The 16,159-nt window shown below is 73.8% G+C and carries 19 protein-coding genes; 9 read left to right on the top strand and 10 right to left on the bottom strand.

Going from position 1 to position 16,159, the window contains the following annotated elements; all coding sequences use genetic code 11:
- Window positions 1-19 precede the first annotated feature (19 nt).
- Entirely contained in the window at window positions 20-1,396 is a 1,377-nt protein-coding gene (locus E6R62_RS20175; RefSeq protein WP_240801785.1) for a DEAD/DEAH box helicase, read from the bottom strand.
- Between the two features lie 495 nt (window positions 1,397-1,891).
- On the opposite strand from E6R62_RS20175, the gene E6R62_RS20170 reads away from it, so the two are divergent.
- Complete coding sequence (locus E6R62_RS20170) at window positions 1,892-2,098, top strand: cold-shock protein (RefSeq protein ID WP_136214874.1); 207 nt, start codon at window positions 1,892-1,894, stop codon at window positions 2,096-2,098.
- A 66-nt stretch (window positions 2,099-2,164) separates the two neighbouring features.
- Here the strand turns inward: E6R62_RS20170 and E6R62_RS20165 are convergent, their stop codons facing one another.
- Together E6R62_RS20165 and E6R62_RS20160 are read right to left on the bottom strand one after the other, a co-directional pair.
- On the bottom strand, window positions 2,165-2,734 hold the full coding sequence (locus E6R62_RS20165; RefSeq protein WP_136214873.1) for a TetR/AcrR family transcriptional regulator: 570 nt from the start codon (window positions 2,732-2,734) through the stop codon (window positions 2,165-2,167).
- Window positions 2,731-3,084: a DUF1304 domain-containing protein gene (locus E6R62_RS20160; RefSeq protein WP_136214872.1), complete on the bottom strand. Its 354-nt coding sequence runs from the start codon at window positions 3,082-3,084 to the stop codon at window positions 2,731-2,733. Before E6R62_RS20160 ends, E6R62_RS20165 begins: the two co-directional genes overlap by 4 nt.
- A 91-nt stretch (window positions 3,085-3,175) precedes the next feature.
- Here E6R62_RS20160 and E6R62_RS20155 point away from each other — a divergent pair, with 91 nt between their 5' ends.
- The gene (locus E6R62_RS20155) at window positions 3,176-4,174 is read left to right on the top strand and encodes a BtrH N-terminal domain-containing protein (RefSeq protein WP_168714116.1); all 999 of its coding nucleotides are present in this window, start codon (window positions 3,176-3,178) and stop codon (window positions 4,172-4,174) included.
- Window positions 4,175-4,245: 71 nt separating this feature from the next.
- Here E6R62_RS20155 and E6R62_RS20150 read toward each other — a convergent pair whose 3' ends face one another.
- The 3 genes from E6R62_RS20150 to E6R62_RS20140 all read right to left on the bottom strand — a co-directional run bounded on the left by E6R62_RS20150 (window position 4,246) and on the right by E6R62_RS20140 (window position 6,100).
- Window positions 4,246-4,440 (bottom strand): ferredoxin, encoded by a 195-nt coding sequence (locus E6R62_RS20150; RefSeq protein WP_136214870.1) that lies wholly within the window; start codon window positions 4,438-4,440, stop codon window positions 4,246-4,248.
- 5 nt (window positions 4,441-4,445) lie between these two features.
- Window positions 4,446-5,633 carry a cytochrome P450 gene (locus tag E6R62_RS20145; protein WP_136214869.1) on the bottom strand — a complete coding sequence of 396 codons (1,188 nt, stop codon included), beginning with the start codon at window positions 5,631-5,633 and terminating at the stop codon, window positions 4,446-4,448.
- A 128-nt stretch (window positions 5,634-5,761) separates the two neighbouring features.
- Window positions 5,762-6,100, bottom strand: a complete 339-nt coding sequence (locus E6R62_RS20140; RefSeq protein ID WP_136214868.1) for a co-chaperone YbbN — start codon at window positions 6,098-6,100, stop codon at window positions 5,762-5,764.
- A 114-nt stretch (window positions 6,101-6,214) separates the two neighbouring features.
- On the opposite strand from E6R62_RS20140, the gene E6R62_RS20135 reads away from it, so the two are divergent.
- Window positions 6,215-6,484 carry a hypothetical protein gene (locus E6R62_RS20135; protein WP_136214867.1) on the top strand — a complete coding sequence of 90 codons (270 nt, stop codon included), beginning with the start codon at window positions 6,215-6,217 and terminating at the stop codon, window positions 6,482-6,484.
- Between the two features lie 118 nt (window positions 6,485-6,602).
- On the opposite strand, the gene E6R62_RS20130 is transcribed toward E6R62_RS20135, so the two are convergent.
- Window positions 6,603-6,980 carry a hypothetical protein gene (locus tag E6R62_RS20130; protein WP_136214866.1) on the bottom strand — a complete coding sequence of 126 codons (378 nt, stop codon included), beginning with the start codon at window positions 6,978-6,980 and terminating at the stop codon, window positions 6,603-6,605.
- A gap of 235 nt (window positions 6,981-7,215) precedes the next feature.
- Here E6R62_RS20130 and E6R62_RS20125 point away from each other — a divergent pair, with 235 nt between their 5' ends.
- Together E6R62_RS20125 and E6R62_RS20120 are read left to right on the top strand one after the other, a co-directional pair.
- A complete protein-coding gene (locus E6R62_RS20125; protein WP_136214865.1) occupies window positions 7,216-7,575 on the top strand; it encodes a YciI family protein in 360 nt (119 codons plus the stop codon).
- Between the two features lie 71 nt (window positions 7,576-7,646).
- Window positions 7,647-8,876: an RNA polymerase sigma factor gene (locus tag E6R62_RS20120; RefSeq protein WP_136214905.1), complete on the top strand. Its 1,230-nt coding sequence runs from the start codon at window positions 7,647-7,649 to the stop codon at window positions 8,874-8,876.
- A gap of 69 nt (window positions 8,877-8,945) precedes the next feature.
- Here E6R62_RS20120 and E6R62_RS20115 read toward each other — a convergent pair whose 3' ends face one another.
- Window positions 8,946-10,406 carry a condensation domain-containing protein gene (locus E6R62_RS20115; protein WP_136214864.1) on the bottom strand — a complete coding sequence of 487 codons (1,461 nt, stop codon included), beginning with the start codon at window positions 10,404-10,406 and terminating at the stop codon, window positions 8,946-8,948.
- 133 nt (window positions 10,407-10,539) lie between these two features.
- On the opposite strand from E6R62_RS20115, the gene E6R62_RS20110 reads away from it, so the two are divergent.
- Both E6R62_RS20110 and E6R62_RS20105 read left to right on the top strand, forming a co-directional pair.
- Window positions 10,540-11,325 (top strand): hypothetical protein, encoded by a 786-nt coding sequence (locus tag E6R62_RS20110; RefSeq protein ID WP_136214863.1) that lies wholly within the window; start codon window positions 10,540-10,542, stop codon window positions 11,323-11,325.
- Between the two features lie 155 nt (window positions 11,326-11,480).
- Window positions 11,481-12,164 carry an HAD family phosphatase gene (locus E6R62_RS20105; protein WP_136214862.1) on the top strand — a complete coding sequence of 228 codons (684 nt, stop codon included), beginning with the start codon at window positions 11,481-11,483 and terminating at the stop codon, window positions 12,162-12,164.
- A 173-nt stretch (window positions 12,165-12,337) separates the two neighbouring features.
- Here E6R62_RS20105 and E6R62_RS20100 read toward each other — a convergent pair whose 3' ends face one another.
- Window positions 12,338-13,522, bottom strand: a complete 1,185-nt coding sequence (locus E6R62_RS20100) for an MFS transporter (protein WP_136214861.1) — start codon at window positions 13,520-13,522, stop codon at window positions 12,338-12,340.
- Between the two features lie 73 nt (window positions 13,523-13,595).
- Between E6R62_RS20100 and E6R62_RS20095 the strand changes: the two genes are divergently transcribed.
- Entirely contained in the window at window positions 13,596-14,354 is a 759-nt protein-coding gene (locus E6R62_RS20095; protein ID WP_136214860.1) for a DeoR/GlpR family DNA-binding transcription regulator, read from the top strand.
- Between the two features lie 66 nt (window positions 14,355-14,420).
- Here the strand turns inward: E6R62_RS20095 and E6R62_RS20090 are convergent, their stop codons facing one another.
- Window positions 14,421-14,900, bottom strand: coding sequence for a hypothetical protein (locus E6R62_RS20090; RefSeq protein WP_136214859.1), 480 nt, complete (start codon window positions 14,898-14,900; stop codon window positions 14,421-14,423).
- A 118-nt stretch (window positions 14,901-15,018) separates the two neighbouring features.
- On the opposite strand from E6R62_RS20090, the gene E6R62_RS20085 reads away from it, so the two are divergent.
- Window positions 15,019-16,089 (top strand): DUF2330 domain-containing protein, encoded by a 1,071-nt coding sequence (locus tag E6R62_RS20085; RefSeq protein WP_136214904.1) that lies wholly within the window; start codon window positions 15,019-15,021, stop codon window positions 16,087-16,089.
- Window positions 16,090-16,159: the final 70 nt, after the last annotated feature.

Here is a 16,159-nt window from a genome sequence, read left to right as displayed (position 1 = left end):
CCGGGCACCCCGCGCGGCGTCAGATGCCCTTGCGTACCCGCGCCGCGCGGCGGGCCTCGGCGGCCTGCCTGGCCTCGATGGTCCTACGGGACTCCTTGCCCTTGCCGGGGCGGCCCGGGCGGGTCCCGATGCCCCGGAAGCCGAGGTCCGAGCCGCTCGGCCGGCCCTTGGCGTCCGTCGGCGCCGACCCCGACAGGGGGACGCCGGACGGGGCCTTGGCGCCGGTGATACGGCTGAGCGCCGCCTCGCCGGAGCGGACCTGGGTGATGGTCGGCCGGATCTTGGCGTCGGCCATCAGACGGACGATGTCGCGGCGCTGGTTCGGGGTGACGAGCGTGACGACCTTGCCGGACTCGCCGGCCCGGGCCGTGCGGCCGCCGCGGTGCAGGTAGTCCTTGCTGTCGGCGGGCGGGTCCACGTTGACGACGAGGTCGAGGTCGTCGATGTGGATGCCGCGGGCCGCGACGTTCGTCGCGACCAGGACGTTGACCAGGCCGTCCTTGAACTGGCCGAGGGTCCGGGTGCGCTGGGGCTGCGACTTCCCGCTGTGCAGGCCCTCCGCGCGCACGCCCATCGCCCGCAGGTGCTTCACGAACTGGTCGACGCCGTGCTTGGTGTCCAGGAACATCAGCACCCTGCCCTCGCGCGCCGCGATCTCCGTCGCGGCGGAGATCTTGTCCGCGGCGTGGATGTGCAGGACGTGGTGGTCCATCGTCCCCACCGAGGCGGACTGCGGGTCGACCGAGTGCGAGACCGGGTCCTTCAGGTAGCGCCGCACCAACTGGTCCACGTTGCGGTCCAGGGTGGCGGAGAACAGCATCCGCTGACCGGCGTGGTGCACCTGGTCCAGGATCTCCGTGACCTGCGGCATGAACCCCAGGTCGCACATCTGGTCCGCCTCGTCGAGGACCGTGATCCGTACCCGCTCCAAGTGGACGTCACGCCGCCCGACGAGGTCGCTCAGCCGCCCCGGGGTGGCCACGACGACCTCCACGCCCGTGCGCAGCGCTCCGGACTGCCGGCCGATCGACAGACCGCCGACGACGGTCGCCATCCGGAGCTTCAGGGCCCTCGCGTAGGGGTCCAGTGCCTCCGTCACCTGCTGCGCCAGCTCCCGGGTCGGTACGAGGACCAGGGCGAGCGGTCGCTTCGGGTCCGCCTGCCGGCCCGCCGTGCGGGCCAGCAGGGCCAGGCCGAAGGCGAGGGTCTTTCCGGAGCCGGTCCGGCCGCGGCCGAGGATGTCCCGGCCGGCGAGGGAATTGGGCAGCGTGGCGGCCTGGATCGGGAACGGCTCGCGCACTCCCTGGTCGTCCATCGTCTTCACCAGCTCGACGGGCAGACCCAGCTCCGCGAACGACGCCACCGGCGCCAGCGCGGGCGAGACGGTCTTGGGCATGGCGAACTCGCCCTGCGGTCCGAGGGTCCGAGGGGCCTTGCCGGGGCCCTTGGCGCCCGGCTTGCCGCCTGCCTTGGCTCCGGCCTTGACGCCGAAACGTCCGTGAGCTGACGGGTTCTTCATGCAGAACCTTCCGTGAGGAGTGCGAGCGCGGCGCGGCGGCGCCCCCGGGACGGCAACGAGCCGGGGCCCGTACCCCTCGGTACGGGCCCCGGCTCGTCGTACACGTCCGCACCGGGCGAGAGCGGCCCGCGCATCAAGTTTCCCGCCCATTTTACCAGTCGTGGGGCCCGGGCCCCGGCGGACGCGGGTCGCGCGGGGAAGCGGTGACCTGCCGCCGGCGAGGCGGGTCCTCACTCTTTTCACGGACAAGGCGGTCAGAAGTTCGAACGACCCCGGTTGGCCGCGCCTGGGGTGTGGCGCGCGGGGCGGTTGGGCACTATCGAGACGGCCGCGTATGTGGCCCGAGAGGCACGTTGAGAAGGATCAGTACCCATGGCAACTGGCATCGTGAAGTGGTTCAACTCGGAGAAGGGGTTCGGGTTCATCCAGCAGGACGACGGCGGTCCTGACGTGTTCGTGCACTTCTCCGCCATCCAGGCCACCGGCTTCAAGGAGCTGGCGGAGGGCGCGAAGGTCGAGTACGACGTGACCCAGGGCCCCAAGGGTCCGCAGGCGGAGCGGGTGGTCCCCCTCCACTGACTCCGCTTCACGAGCCGAACTGTTCCCGAGCCCCGCCGCAAGCGCTTGCGGCGGGGCTCGCGCTGCTCAGAGCCGGCCCGCCGCGTGCAGGGCGAGGAGCAGCCGCCAGAGCCGGTCCGCCAGCTCGGCCGCGGTGGCCGGGACGCGGGCGTGCAGCCAGTCCGCGAGGACGGCTGTGAACGCGGCGGCCACGGCGGAGGCCACCAGGTCGGGATGCGGGGCCCCGACGGCCGCGCGCTCGGCGCGGGCGCGGGCGCGCAGCTCCCGGGACAGGCGCTCGCCCAGGGGGCCGTGGCCACCGGGCAGGAGCAGCGCCCGGTACAGCGGCCCCCGCTCCGCCGCGTCGGAGAGGAATCCGGCCAGGGCGGCGGGCGGGACTGCCGGGGGGAGCGCCGCCTGGTCCGTCTGCCAGGCGTGCAGGGCGTCCACCGCCGCGTGGACGACGTCGGCGCACGCGTCCACGGCGAGCGCGGTGAGGTCCTCGTAGTGCAGGTAGAAGGTCGCGCGGCCGACCCCGGCGCGGCGCACCACGGCCGAGACGCTCACCTCGGCCAACGATCGGTCCGCGCACTCGACGAGCAGTCCCTCGCGCAGTCTGGCCTTCGTGCGCGCCGTGCGCGGGTCCTCGCCGCTCACGACGCGAGCAGCGCCGCGCCGAGGGCGAGGGCTCCGGGCAGGGCCTGGGCGATCAGGATGCGGCGGTTGGCGGTCGCCGCCCCGTACACCCCCGCGACGATCACGCAGACCAGGAAGAACACCTGCGTGGCGAGCGAGTCGATCACCAACCCCCAGACCAGCCCGGCGGAGAGGAAGCCGTTGTACAGCCCCTGGTTCGCGGCCAGGGGCGCGGTCAGCCGCGCGGTGGCCGCGTCGAACCCGGACAGCGCGCGCCCGGGAGCCCGCTCCCACAGGAACATCTCCAGCACCAGGATGTACGCGTGCAGCGCGGCGACGGCGCCGATCAGGACGAGAGCGACCGTGTGCACGGCTACCTCCGGAGGCAGGGGCGGACAATTTCCTGGACAACTGTACAGGAAGTCGGCCGATCGGAGTTCTGAGCGCGACTACGCTGGGCGCATGACTGTGCTCTTGTACGAAGAATTCGGAACCGGACGCCACCGGGAGAGCTCCCTGATCCGCCACGCGCTGGGCAACTCCCACGACGAGGCGCTGGTCGCGGGGCTCGCGGGCGGTATCGGTTTCATGTACTTCGTCTTCGAGTACCCGGACCGCCCGCCGGTCGCCACGATCGTCGCCCAGGCCCACCCCGAGCCGTGGGTCCAGGTCGCCCTCGGCCGGCTGCACGTCCCCTACGACGCCACCCGCAGCACCAACCCGCGCTGGGGCCGGGTCCGCGCCGCCCTCGACGGGGGGCAGCCCGTGTTCTGCGTCGTCGACCGCGCCTCACTGCCCTGGCACGAGGCGGCCGCCCCGATGCCGGGCGCCGACGCCTACACCGTGGTCATCGCCGGTTACGAAGGCGACGACCTCTTCGTCGAGGACGGCGCCGCGGCGCCGTACCGGATCGACCGCGAGGAGTTCGGGGCGGCCTGGAGCGCTCATCCCACGGGCCGCCACCAACTGGTCGTGCCCACCGGACCGCCCGAGGCGGAGCCGGACCTCGACGCGGCCGTCGCGGCCACCGTCGGCCGCCTGAACGGGCCGGTGCTGGGCAACCGGTTCGACGTGAACTTCGGGTTCTCCGGCATGGACCGGCTCGCCGCGGACCTGCGCGACACCGCCACGGCCGCGGGCTGGGGGCAGCGGTTCGGCGGCTCGCCCGAGGCCTTCCGCGCCGCCGGCCGGCGGCTGCACGCCTCCCTGGAGGAGGAGTGGACCGCGCCGGGCGCCACCCGGCCGCTCTACGCCGACTTCCTCGACCTCGCCGGCCGGCCCGAGGCGGCGGGACTCTTCCGGGAGTCGGGTCTGCACTGGTCGCGACTGGCCGGCCTCGCCCGAGCGGCGGCGCCCGGAGCCGACGCGGAGGAGCGCCGCGCCCTGTTCGACGCGTGCGCGGACCTGGTCGACCGTTGCTCGGAGCTCGAACGCGAGGCCGTCGCGACGCTCGCCGGGTAGGACCGCCCACACGGGTCACCGCACGGGGCCGTGCCCGGGTGCTCTGCGGGCACGGCCCCGCGCGGCCTCCGTCAGGCCTCCTCCACGGAGATGGCCGCGACGGGGCAGGCGCGGGCGGCCTCGCGCACCAGCGGGCTGCCGTGGCCGTCCTCGCGGCCCGGCAGCAGTTCGCTGAAGCCGTCGTCGTCCTGGGTGAACACCTCGGGCGCGGTGAGCGCGCACTGTCCGGCGCCGATGCAGACGCCTTGGTCGATGGAGATCCGCATGTCGCTCACCATGCCACGGGAAGTTCGAGCATGCCCTGGATGGTGTCGCCCGGCTTGAACGGAATCCGTTCCGGATCGGCCGCCAGTCGCAGCCCGGGCAGCCGGCCGAAGAGCGAGCCGAGCGCGATCTCCATCTCGGCGCGGGCCAGGTTCTGGCCCAGGCACTGGTGGATGCCGAAACCGAACGCCAAGTGGTGGCGGGTCGGGCGGTGCCAGTCCAGTGAATCGGGATCGGTGAAGACGGATTCGTCGCGGTTGATGACCGAAGTGGAGAAGACGACGCCGTCGTCTGCGCCGATCGTGACACCGCCGACCTCGATGTCCTCGGTCGCCACGCGCAGCATGCCGTCGGCGATCGACAGGAACCGCATCAGCTCCTCCACGGCCTCCGACATCAGCGAGGGGTCCGCGCGCAACTCGGCCAGTTGCTCCGGGTGGCGCAGCAGGGTGAAGGTGCCCAGCGAGATCATGTTCGCCGTGGTCTCGTGCCCCGCGATGAGCAGGATCACGGCCAGGGCGACCAGTTCCTCGACGTCGGTGCGGCCGGTCTCCAGGTGCTGCGCGATCAGGTCGTCCAGCAGTCCGTCGCCCGGTTCGGTGCGCTTGCGCGCGATCAGCTCCGCCAGGTAGGCGTCGAGGTTGTGACGGGCCTCCTCCACGTCCGAGAGCTCCGGCCCGCGCAACAACCGCCTCGACTGAGCCTCGAAGAACTCGTGGTCCTCGTACGGGACCCCCAGCAGGGCGCAGATCACCATGGACGGCACGGGCAGGGCGAAGGCGCCGACCAGCTCCGCCGGTGACCCCTGGGCGATCATCTCGTCGAGCAGTCGGTCCACGGTCGCCTGGATCCGCGGCCGCAGGGCGGCGGTCCGCTTGAGGGAGAAACTCGGGATCAACATCCGGCGCTGCGCGTTGTGTTCGGGGTCGTCGACGCCCAGCAGGGCCGTCCGGCGGGCCGTCAGTCCCTTGAAGCGCCTGGTCGTGGCGGGGAAGGCGGCGTTCTGGCGGTCGGAGGAGAGCCGCCCGTCGGAGAGCAGGGCGCGCGCCTCGGCGTGCCCGGTGACCACCCACACCGAGCGGCCGTCGAAGAGGGTGACGCGGGAGAGCGGCCGGGTTTCCCGCAAGGGCGCGTAGGCCGCCGGAGGGTGGTAGGGACAGGTTCGGTCCTGGGGAAAGGCAACGGTTTCTGTCATGCAGCACCTCGCGAGCGATGGTCCGTCTTGCCGGCTCCATTACATGCCCTAGGCACCTATCTCACCATGGGAGTTTCGGCCAGACCGGGCGCGGGTCCCCCGAAGGGCCCAGCGGCCCGTCGGTCGGGTCAGAGGTGGGCTTCGAGGAACGCCCGGAACTCCTCGCGGGTCAGCGGACCGGCCTGGGTCGCGACCGCCCCGCCGTCTTGGACGAGCACCACCGTGGGTGCCCCCGTGACACCGTAACGCCTGGTCGTGCCGGGGCATCGGGTGATGTCGGTGCGCACGGCGGTCAGTCGAGCCCCGTACTCCTGTGCCGCCTCGCCGACGAGCACGTCCATGGCCCGGCAGGCCTCCACGGCCTTGGGCCAGGTGCCGGTGAAGTAGGCGAGAACCGGCCCCGGGGACATTCCCAGGATGAAATCGAACTCCTGGTCCTCCAGCGGCTGGTGTACCCGACGTGCCATGGGTGCTGCTCCTCGTGTGTCTCGACGGGCCCAGGCGGGTTCGGTCCGGCCGGGCACCCCATCATCCCCGTGACGGCGGGGTCCGTTGTCAGTGGTGGCCGGCAGCCTGGACGCATGGACGACAGGATGCTGCGGCGCCGGGTCTACGGCGCCGACCACGACGACCCCGACCCGGGACCGCGCCCCGGCCACGACTACGGCGAGCTCGTGGGCGGGCCGCTCGACGGCCTCCTGCTCGACGTCACCGGCTGGAGCGGACCCCGACTGGCCGAAGAGGCCCGCCTCCCCACCGAGATAGGTCGCTACGGGGCGGGCGGCCGTGCCCACTACCGCCGCCGCGCGACGGACCCGGAGCGCTGGGACTGGTCGGGGGACAGTCCCTGACCGGGGCGGGGAAGGGGCCGGGAGCGGGGGCCGCGTGGCGAGCCCCCGGTCCACCGACGCGCGACCGGGGGCTCCGTGGTCACTTCCGCCGCGGGGGCGGGATCGGACGCGCGGGACGTCAGGCGGTCGTGGCGCCCCGGCCGACCTTGCGCGCCCAGAGCACCAGCGGCACCTGGAGCGGCAGCCTGGCCAGGGTCGCGGCCTGTCGGGCGGGGGCGCCGCCCCGGGCGTCGACCGCCATCTTGACGTTGGCCGGGAAGACGCCGACGAAGAACGCCGCCGTGGCGAGCGCCGCCACCCGACGGGTGCGCGGGTGGGCGATCCCGGCCGCGAGGGCGAGTTCCGCCGCGCCGCTCGCGTACGTCCACTGGCGGGGCGTGCCGGGCAGGGAGCGCGGGACGATCGCGTCGAACTGCTTGGGCGCGACCGCGTGCGCCACTGCCGCGGTCGCCAGCAGACCGGCGAGCAGCAGGGGTGAGGAGGGGGTGCGCGGCATGAGGTTCCTCTCGGAGGCGGGACGGCGGGGTGGGACGGAGGGGCGGGCGGGGACGGCCCCGCGATCCTACTCGCCGGTAGCAAGCGGCCGTCATGGCGAAGCGGTCGGGCGGGCCGGAAAGGAATCCGTAGGACTTCCCGAAGAAAACCTGCCGGGAGTTGTCGATCCGGGGGCCTCCCGTTCGACACAGGAGTGAAAGGCGGGACAGCCCCGCCCCACCGACCGAGGAGTCACCATGCCGCGCTTCCTTTCCCTGATCCGCATCGACGAGCAGAGCCTCCCCGCGGACACCCCCTTCCCGCCCGACTTCGAGCGGCGGATGGGAGCCCTGCTGGAGGAGATCACCAAGGCGGGGGTGATGCTGGACACCGCCGGACTGCTCCCCACCTCCGAAGGAACCCGCGTGACCTGGTCCGGGGGCAAGCTCAGCCACACGGACGGCCCCTTCACCGAGACCAAGGAGGTCGTCGGCGGCTACGCCATCCTCCAGGCCAAGGACAAGGCCGAGGCCCTGGAGTGGACCAGGCGGTTCCTGGAGGTCCACCCCGAGCACTGGACGGTGGGCGCCGAACTCCGGCAGATCGCGGAGGGCTGACCCCGCCGCGCGGGCCGAGCCCCGTTTGCCCCGCATCGTCACGGCTGCTCTGATGGGTGGCCGTGACGGCAGTGACCCCGGCCCAAGCGGTCGAAACGGTGTTCAGGATCGAGTCCCCGCGGATCATCGCGGGCGTCGCGCGGATCGTGCGGGACGTCGGCATCGCCGAGGAGATCGCCCAGGACGCCCTGGTCGCCGCACTCGAACAGTGGCCGCGGGACGGCGTCCCCGACAAGCCGGGCGCGTGGCTCATGGCCACCGCCCGGCACCGCGCGGTCGACCTCGTCCGCCGCAAGGAGACCTACGCGCGCAAGCTCGCGGAGGTCGGCCGCGCCCTGGAAGACGTACCGCCCCCGCCCGAACCGCCCGCCGCGGACGACATCGACGACGACCTGCTCCGACTGGTCTTCACCGCCTGCCACCCGGTCCTGACCGCGGAAGCCCGGATCGCACTCACCCTGCGCCTGGTCGGCGGCCTGACCACGCAGGAGATCGCCCGCGCCTTCCTCACCTCCGAACCCACCGTCGCCCAGCGCGTCGTCCGCGCCAAACGCACGCTGGCCAAGGCCCGCGTCCCCTTCGAGGTCCCGTACGGAAGCGACCGCGAACAACGGCTCGCCTCCGTCCTGGAAGTGATCTACCTCGTCTTCAACGAGGGGTACTCGGCCACCGCCGGGGACGACCTCGTCCGCCCCGCCCTCTGCGAGGACGCCCTGCGGCTCGCCCGCGTGCTGGCCGCGTTGATGCCCGGGGAACCCGAAGCCCACGGCCTGGCGGCGCTGCTGGAGTTCCAGGCCTCCCGGATCGCGAGCCGAACCGGGCCCGACGGCGGTCCGGTCCTGCTCGCCGACCAGAACCGGGCCAAGTGGAACCGCATGCTCATCCGGCGCGGCTTCGACGCCGTGAGCCGCGCCGGCGCCGGCCCCTACTCCCTCCAGGCGGCCATCGCCGGCTGTCACGCCGGGGCCGTCCGGTACGAGGACACCGACTGGAAGACGATCGCCGCCCTCTACGAACGCCTGGTCAGGCTGCTCCCCTCGCCGGTGGTCGAGCTGAACCGGGCGGTCGCCGTCTCCATGGCCGAGGGTCCCGAGGCGGCCCTGCCGCTGGTCGACGCCCTCGCGGAGGAGCCCGCGCTGCGCGGCTACCACCTGCTGCCGAGCGTACGGGGCGACCTGCTGGAGCGGCTCGGCCGCCGGGCGGAGGCCCGCGCCGAGTTCGAACGGGCCGCCTCCCTCACCCGCAACGCGCGAGAGCGGGACCTGTTGCTGGGGCGGGCGCGCACCGGCGGCGCCTCGTGACGGCCGCAAAAGCCCCGAGACGGGACCGGGCCCGGGGCCGACCCGGTCGCGTTCCGGACCGCACGCCGGTCAGACCCGCACGGGCGCGTCCGACGGGCGCCGGGGCGCGGTCAGCGCGATGGGGCGCCGGAAACCGCCGGAGCGGGCGATGTCCCGCACCGTCTCGCGCAACGCCTCCTGGAAGGCGCCCATCGTGCGGCGGGCGGCCGGGGTGTCGACGTAGATCGAGTTCATGTGCAGCCCGTCCGCGTCGCGTTGGTACCAGGAACAGGCCCCGTTCGCACGCGCCGACCACACGTGCGACGCGGGTCGCCAGTCCTCGTGCCGCTCAGCGCCCCGGCACTTGCGCATGTCGATGTACGAGAAGAAGTTCACCGGGTAGGGCCAGGAACGGGCCGCGAACTCCTCGGGCGCCAGCAGCTCCCACGCCCTCACGAACGGCACGTCGATGTGGCGGAGCAACTCCCCGAAGCCGGTCCGGATGCCGGCCATCACCTCGGCGAAATCCCGCCCGGGCGAGGCGTCGAACTCGATGGGCATGGTGTTCACGAACCAGCCGACCGAATCGGACCAGCCCTCGCGGCCGCGCTCGCTGACCGGCATGAAACCCCGGTAGACGCCCGGCCCGCCGGCCTCCCGCAGGGACAGCGCGACGGCGGCCAGCACCCCCATGAACGGCTTCCCGTCCACGGCCGCACAGGACTTGTCGAACACCTCCGCCTCACCGGCGTCCAGCAGCGGAGAGGCCTCGTTGACGATGGGGTACATCCGGTCCGGTTCCACGCCGAGGTCCAGCGGGAACCGGGGGAAGAACTCGCCGTTGCGCGCGATGAACGACTTCCAGTACCCGAGCCGTTCGTCGCTCGCGTCGATGGAGAGGTAGCGCCGTCGCTGCTCCTCGGCGAAGTCGAGGTAGCTGGGAGCGGTGGCCGGCAGGGCGGAACGCTCGCCCCGGCACAGGGCCTCGTAGGCGGTCAGCACCTCGTTCACCACGATGGGCATCGACATCCCGTCGCAGACGATGTGGTCGAAGGCGAGGTAGACGGTGGCGCAGTCCTCGCGCAGCACGGCGCCCATCGTGAACAGCGGCCACGACAGCGTGTCGATGCTCCGCCGGAACCGTTCCACCAGGAAGGCGCGCAGCAGCTCTGTGGTCGCGAACTCGCCCACCGGTACGGCGTCCAGCGCGAGTTCGTCCGCGGCGAGCGGCTCGCACGCCAGCTCCCCGGCCAAGCGCCGGAACTCGCACCGCAGCACCTCGTGGCGCCTGACGAAGGCCAGCAGGGCCTCGGCGAGGGCCTGTTCGTCGAGCGCCCCGCGCACCTCGAACGTCACCGCGAGCCAGGACGCCACCGGGTCGTCGGCCCCACGGCTCTCCTCGGCCACCGTGAAGTGCTTGTCCTGGTTGAAGGACGCCTTCCTGCCCGCCGGACCGCCCGGGGCGGTGGCCTGGGCGGCCGTGGACCGCACCCGCCACTCGACCACCCGCCCGGGCGCCAAGGTGTGCATCTCCAGAGGAAACTGCCGCATTCCGTCATCCCTTCGCCCCCCGAGTCAACCCCGTGCGCCTAACGACACCCGGCCCATGGAGGTGACGCCCGCACGCGGCGCGCGGGGGACGGGGTCCGTCGTACCCGGCCGGTGATGACCGACAGTGGTCGGCGTGGATGCTTTTGACGAGGTCGAGCAGGTCATCGACGCCCTCTACGTGCCGCCGCCCGCCGGGTTCACCGCGGCGCGGGACGCGGCCGCGGCCCGACTGAAAGCGGCGGGCGACAAGGCCGCGGCGAAACGGGTGGCGGCGCTCCGGCGGCCGACGCTGGCCGCCTGGGCGTCGAACACGCTGGTGCGGGCCCAGCCGGAGGAGGCGGAGCAGTTCCTGCAACTCGGCCGGGCGCTGCGGGAGGCGCACCGGGACCTGGACGGCGAGCAGCTGCGGAACCTCTCGCACGAGCAGCACGTGGTGATCGGGGCGCTCGCACGGGAGGCCGTACGGCTGGCCGAGGAGGCGGGGACACCGGTGTCGGAGGCGGTGGAGCGGGAGGTGGAACAGATCCTGCACGCCGTCCTCGCCGACCCGGGGGCGGCCGAGGGCTGGGCGTCGGGGCGGCTGGCGAAGGCGCCGGCGGCGGTGACGGAGTTCCCGGTGGCGGCCCCGGACGCCGTGGCGCGCACCGCCGAGGCGCGCCCCGAAGCCGGTCCCGAGGCCGAGCCGGTCCCTGACCCGGACGCCGAACGGCGGGAGGCGGAGCGGGCCGCCGCCGCACGGGAGGAGGAGCTGCGCACGGCGGAGGAGGCCCGGCAGCGGGCGCTGGAGCGGGTCGCCGAGGCGGACGCCGAGGTGGAGCGGCTGGAACGGGACGCCGCCCGCGCCCGGGCCGCGCGGGACCAGGCGCACGCGGACCTCGCCGCAGCCGAAAAACGACGCCGCGCCGCCCACCGCCACTGAGCGCCCCGAGCCCGGCTCCCGGCCCCTCGGGCCCCGACGACGGCCCACCCGCGGTCCGGCCGGGGTACGCGGCCCCGCGCCGGCGGCCCGGCGGCCGGGGCCCGCGCGAGCGTCGCGCCGGCCGAGCGGCCCGTGCCCGTCGTGGAGCGCGCCGGATGAGCGGGCTCGGCGCGGTCCTGTTCGACATGGACGGCACGCTCGTCGACACCGAGGTGCTGTGGTGGGAGACCACCGATGAGGTCGCCGGCGGCCTCGGTCACCGGCTCGGCGACGCCGACGCGCCCGAGGTCGTCGGGCGGGCGGTGCGCGACACCGCCGAGCACCTCGTACGCGTCTCGGGTACGGGCGACGCCGACGCGGTGGGTGCCACGCTCACCGGGGCGTTCCTGCGCCGGGTGCGGGCCGGGGCGCCGCTTCGCCCCGGCGCGCGGCGCCTGCTGGGCGCCCTGGAGGCCGGGGGAGTCCCCTTCGCGCTGGTCAGCGCCTCGCCCCGGGTGGTCGTGGACGCGGTGCTTGAAGGCCCCCTGGCCGGCGTGCCCTTCGCCCTCACCGTCTCGGCCGACGACACCGAGCGGACGAAGCCGCACCCGCAGCCGTACCGGGCGGCCGCCGAGCGGCTCGGCGTGGCCCCGGGCGACTGCGTCGCCGTGGAGGACTCCCCGGACGGCGCGGCCTCGGGGGAGGCGGCCGGGTGTGCGGTCCTGGTGGTGCCGTCACTGCTGCGGGTGCCGCAGTCCCCGGCGCGCACCTTCGCGGGCACCCTGGAGGACGTCACCGTCGACGTCCTGCGGGAATGCCTGGTCCGGCGACCTACGAGGGGAGTCGCCGCGGGCGCGTAGCCGTTTGCCCGGGGCCGGCCCGGGTGTCAGTGCCGTGCCGGGCGTTCCCGGGCCCCGGCCCCGGCACCCGGCCTGCAGCACCCCGGGGCGACGCGGGGGAGGGTCCTCGTGAGTGCGGCCCTCGCCCGCCGGGTTTGACGGCGCTACGGACGGGGCGGCCCGGTGAGTCGGGCTCACGGCGCCGCGGCGCCGGCCGGGGCTTGCGAAGGGACGGGGGCCGGGCGCAGGACCCCGGCCGCCCCGGCGGCGGCCAGGCACAGTGCCACCGGCAGCAGCAGGGCCAGGTTCAGCGGCACCAGTCGGGTCAACGGCCCGATCACCGCCGGACCGGCCAACATGCCGAGGTAGCCGAGACCGGCGACCCGCGACACGTTCGCCCCGGAGGAGTCCCGGTCCGCGTGCCCGGCCGCGCTGAAGAACTGCGGGACGCAGCCGGACAGCCCGACGCCGAACACCGTCCAGCCGGCCAGGGCCGCGGGCACCGACCCGCCGAGCGCCGCCGCCGTCAGCCCGGCGCCGGCCAGCAGGGCCCCGTACCGCACGACGAACACCGCGCCCGCACGGGCCACCACCCGGTCGGTGACGAGCCGCCCCGCCGTCATCGCCGTGGAGTACGCGCCGTAGGCGAGGGCGGCCGTGGCTGCGGGAGCGTCGAGCACATCGCGCACGTGCAGTGCGCTCCAGTCGTTCGCCACCCCTTCGCAGAGCATGAGGGCGAAAGCCAGGGCGGCGAGCGCCCATATCCGCCCGGGCGTACGGCGCTTCACACGCGTCGCGGCCGGCCGCTCGACGTCGGGTGCCGTGTGCGGCAGCAGGGCCGGCGCGGAGAGGGCGGTGACGAGGAGCCCGAGACCGGACACCGCCGGCAAGGTCACGGCCGCACTCCAGCCGAGCGCGAGGGTCAGTGCGCCGCCGACGGCCGCGAACACCCCGCCGACGGAGAAGACGGCGTGGAAGGCGGACATCACCGGCCGGCCGTAACCCCGCTCGACCTGCACCGCGTGGGTGTTCATGGCGACGTCGAGACAGCCGTTGCCGAAGCCGAGGACGAACAGGGCCGCGCCCAGGGTCCAGGCCTGGCCGGCGAGCGCCGGGAGCACGAGCGCGGCGCTGCACACCGCCGCGCCGGCCGGGACCGTCCGGTGACTGCCGATGCGGTCGGTGAGCGGGCCGGCGAGCCGCATGCCCAGGAAGGCACCCGCGCCGAGCAGCAACAACAGCGAACCGAGGGCCGCGTGACCGATCCCGGTGCGTTGTTCCACGGCCGGGATGTGGACGATCCAGACGCCCATGACGAAGCCGTTGAGTGCGAAGAAGGAGAAGGTGGCGAGACGCGCTGCCCGCAGGGTTCGGCTCATGCCCATCACCGTAGAGAACATTTTTCATGTTCGCCAGGTTGAGTTGCGAACACAATTCATGTTCAATAACTCTATGGCGAGTATGGAACGGCTGCGGCGGATCACCGGAGCCGTACGCGAGAGCGGGCAGCTGAGCGTGGCCGAACTGGCGGCGCTCACCGGCGCTTCGGAGATGACCGTCCGCCGGGACCTGGAGGTGCTGGCGGAGCAAGGGGTGCTGGAACGGTTCCGCGGCGGGGCCCGGAGCCTGCTGCTGCGGGGCGAGGAACCGCCGTTCGCGCTGCGCACCCAAGAGGGCGGTGACATCAAGCACCGGATCGCCGTCGAGGTCGCCTCGCTCCTGGCCGACGGGGAGTCGGTGGTCCTGGACAGCGGAACGACCTGCCTGGCGGTCGCCGGGGAACTACAGGACAGGCGACTCACCGTCATGCCGCTGTCCCTGCACGCCGCCAACGCCCTGGTCACCGCGCCCCGGTTGACGCTCCTGTTGCCCGGCGGCCGGCCGCGCCCGGGCGAACTGGCGCTGACCGGACCGCTGACCGAGGCCTCACTGGCCGCGTTGCGCTTCGACACCGCCGTCCTCGGCTGCTGCGGCCTGGACCCGGCGGACGGCCTCACCGCCTACGACCTGGCCGACGCGGCGGTCAAGCGGGCGGCGATCGCCTCCTCCCGCCGTGTGATCGCGGTCGCGGATGCGGCCAAGCTCGGCCGGACCGCCCTGGCGTTCGTCGCCCCCGCCTCAGCCCTGCACGCCGTGGTCACCGACGACCGCGCGCCCGCCTCCGCCGTCGAGGCGTTGACCGGCCAAGGGGTCGCCGTACGGGCGGTCTGAGCGCGCCGGGGCGTGTTTCGAAAGCAGCGCCGGGCGGCCGGCGGGCCGGGCGGGAGTTTCAACGCCCTACGCGCAGAGGTCGAGGATCTCCACCACGCCCTTCGCGTACGCGCCCGTCACCGAGCCGGGTCCCGCCGCCGCCTCCCGGCGCAGGCTGGGGAGCGCCGTACGGACGAAGGCGGCGCACTGTCCGTACAGACCGGCCTCGTGGGAACCCCCGTCGTCCTCGGTGCCCAGCAGCGCGAGCAGCGTCCAGAGCAGGGCTTCCCGGGTGGTCTCCCGGGGCGGCCCCGCCGCCCAGACGGCCATCAGCACCCCGCACGCGGCGGGCGCGGGGGGCTGGAGCCTGGTCTCGGTGAAGACGTGACCGGCCAGGGCGTGGAACGCGGCCGGATGCCCCTCCGCCGCGTCCCACAGCATCTCCTCCAGATGCCCGGCCGAGCGCCCGCAGCCGCACGGGATCGATTCCCAGTCGTGCCGCGTGATCGCGGCTTCCACCGCCTCCGGTACCAAGGGGCTGCGCAGCGGCTTGTCCGTCCGTCTCATGGCGCAATTATGAGATCCCGGCGCGGGGCCGTACCAGAGGGCGAGGAACCGCATCCGGTGGTCGTTCGTCCCAGACGCCGTGTGGAACACGACGATAAGACGAAGAGTCCTGACCTTGGTGTTCGCCCTGCTCGCGACGCAGCTGGGGTCCCTCGTCGGCCCGGCGTACGCCTGCGGCTGCGGAGCGATGATCCCCGACGGTTTCTCCCGGATCGGTGTCGCGCGAGAGACCTCGGTCCTGCGCTGGGACGGCCGGATCGAGCAGATCGTGATGCGGTTCAGGGTCGAGGGGGACGCCAGGAAGGCCGCCTGGATCATGCCGGTGCCCGGCCGCGCCACGGTCGAGCTGGGCAAGGCGGAGCTGTTCACCGACCTCGGTCGGCTCACCGTGCCCGAGCGCAGGACGCGCGGCTACTTCTGGCCGCGCGAGCACGACTGGCCGTTCTCCTCGGGTTCCGGTGACGGGGTGGGCGCCGCGATGCCCGGCGCGGGCGCCCCGCCCGTGGGGGTCGTCGGGCGCGAACGACTCGGCGACTTCGACGTCGCGCGCCTGACGGCCACCGACCCCGACGCCCTGCGGCGGTGGCTGGAGGCCAACGGCTTCACGATGCCGGCCGGCCTGTCCGCCGAACTGAGGCCGTACGTCGACCAGAAGTGGGAGTACGTCGCCGTCCGCCTCGCGCCCCGGGACCGGACCAAGGCGCTGGGCGGAGACCTCGACCCGCTGCGCATCCGCTTCGACAGCGACCGGCTCGTCTACCCGATGCGGCTCTCCCGCATGGCCAAGACCCCTCAGTCGCTCGGGCTCTACGTCCTCGCGGAGCACCGGATGGAGCCCGTCTCCCCGATCGGCGGGGCCCCGCCGACGGTGGCCTTCGCCGGGACCGTCACCCCGCGCGACTCCGTGGCGGAACTGACCGGCGGTGACCGACCGGTGTTCCTCACGGCGATCGAGCAGGAGTTCCCGGAACCGGCCCGTATCGACGGGGACCACGAGCTGCGGGCCACCGCCGAGGACACCCCGTACCGGCGGGCCGTCTACCACGACGAACTCATGACCGTCGGCGGGGTACCCGCCTGGCTGCTCGCGGTGGCGGGAGCGGCGGTCGCGGCCCTCGCCCTGGTCCTCGGGTTCCTCGGGGCCAAGCGCCGGAAGGCGAGGAGCGGGCGACCCCTGTCCGGGGCGTAGCTGAGCCCCGGAAAGCCCCCCGACGGCGGCCCGGCAGGCGTGGTGTCCGACCGGTGGCCTGATGTCCGAC

It is taken from the genome of Streptomyces sp. A1136, from assembly GCF_004795055.1.
Taxonomy (GTDB): Bacteria; Actinomycetota; Actinomycetes; order Streptomycetales; family Streptomycetaceae; genus Streptomyces.
Note: the sequence above shows the minus strand (reverse complement) of the source record. Positions and strands in the feature narration are given on the sequence as shown.

Bases quoted from the DNA above. Each gene is read 5' to 3' on its own strand.
- E6R62_RS20175 (WP_240801785.1), bottom strand. From the start codon at position 1,396: ATGCCCAAGACCGTCTCGCCCGCGCTGGCGCCGGTGGCGTCGTTCGCG.
- E6R62_RS20170 (WP_136214874.1), top strand. From the start codon at position 1,892: ATGGCAACTGGCATCGTGAAGTGGTTCAACTCGGAGAAGGGGTTCGGG.
- E6R62_RS20155 (WP_168714116.1), top strand. From the start codon at position 3,176: ATGACTGTGCTCTTGTACGAAGAATTCGGAACCGGACGCCACCGGGAG.
- E6R62_RS20150 (WP_136214870.1), bottom strand. From the start codon at position 4,440: ATGCGGATCTCCATCGACCAAGGCGTCTGCATCGGCGCCGGACAGTGC.
- E6R62_RS20145 (WP_136214869.1), bottom strand. From the start codon at position 5,633: ATGACAGAAACCGTTGCCTTTCCCCAGGACCGAACCTGTCCCTACCAC.
- E6R62_RS20140 (WP_136214868.1), bottom strand. From the start codon at position 6,100: ATGGCACGTCGGGTACACCAGCCGCTGGAGGACCAGGAGTTCGATTTC.
- E6R62_RS20135 (WP_136214867.1), top strand. From the start codon at position 6,215: ATGGACGACAGGATGCTGCGGCGCCGGGTCTACGGCGCCGACCACGAC.
- E6R62_RS20130 (WP_136214866.1), bottom strand. From the start codon at position 6,980: ATGCCGCGCACCCCCTCCTCACCCCTGCTGCTCGCCGGTCTGCTGGCG.
- E6R62_RS20125 (WP_136214865.1), top strand. From the start codon at position 7,216: ATGCCGCGCTTCCTTTCCCTGATCCGCATCGACGAGCAGAGCCTCCCC.
- E6R62_RS20115 (WP_136214864.1), bottom strand. From the start codon at position 10,406: ATGCGGCAGTTTCCTCTGGAGATGCACACCTTGGCGCCCGGGCGGGTG.
- E6R62_RS20105 (WP_136214862.1), top strand. From the start codon at position 11,481: ATGAGCGGGCTCGGCGCGGTCCTGTTCGACATGGACGGCACGCTCGTC.
- E6R62_RS20100 (WP_136214861.1), bottom strand. From the start codon at position 13,522: ATGAGCCGAACCCTGCGGGCAGCGCGTCTCGCCACCTTCTCCTTCTTC.
- E6R62_RS20095 (WP_136214860.1), top strand. From the start codon at position 13,596: ATGGCGAGTATGGAACGGCTGCGGCGGATCACCGGAGCCGTACGCGAG.
- E6R62_RS20090 (WP_136214859.1), bottom strand. From the start codon at position 14,900: ATGAGACGGACGGACAAGCCGCTGCGCAGCCCCTTGGTACCGGAGGCG.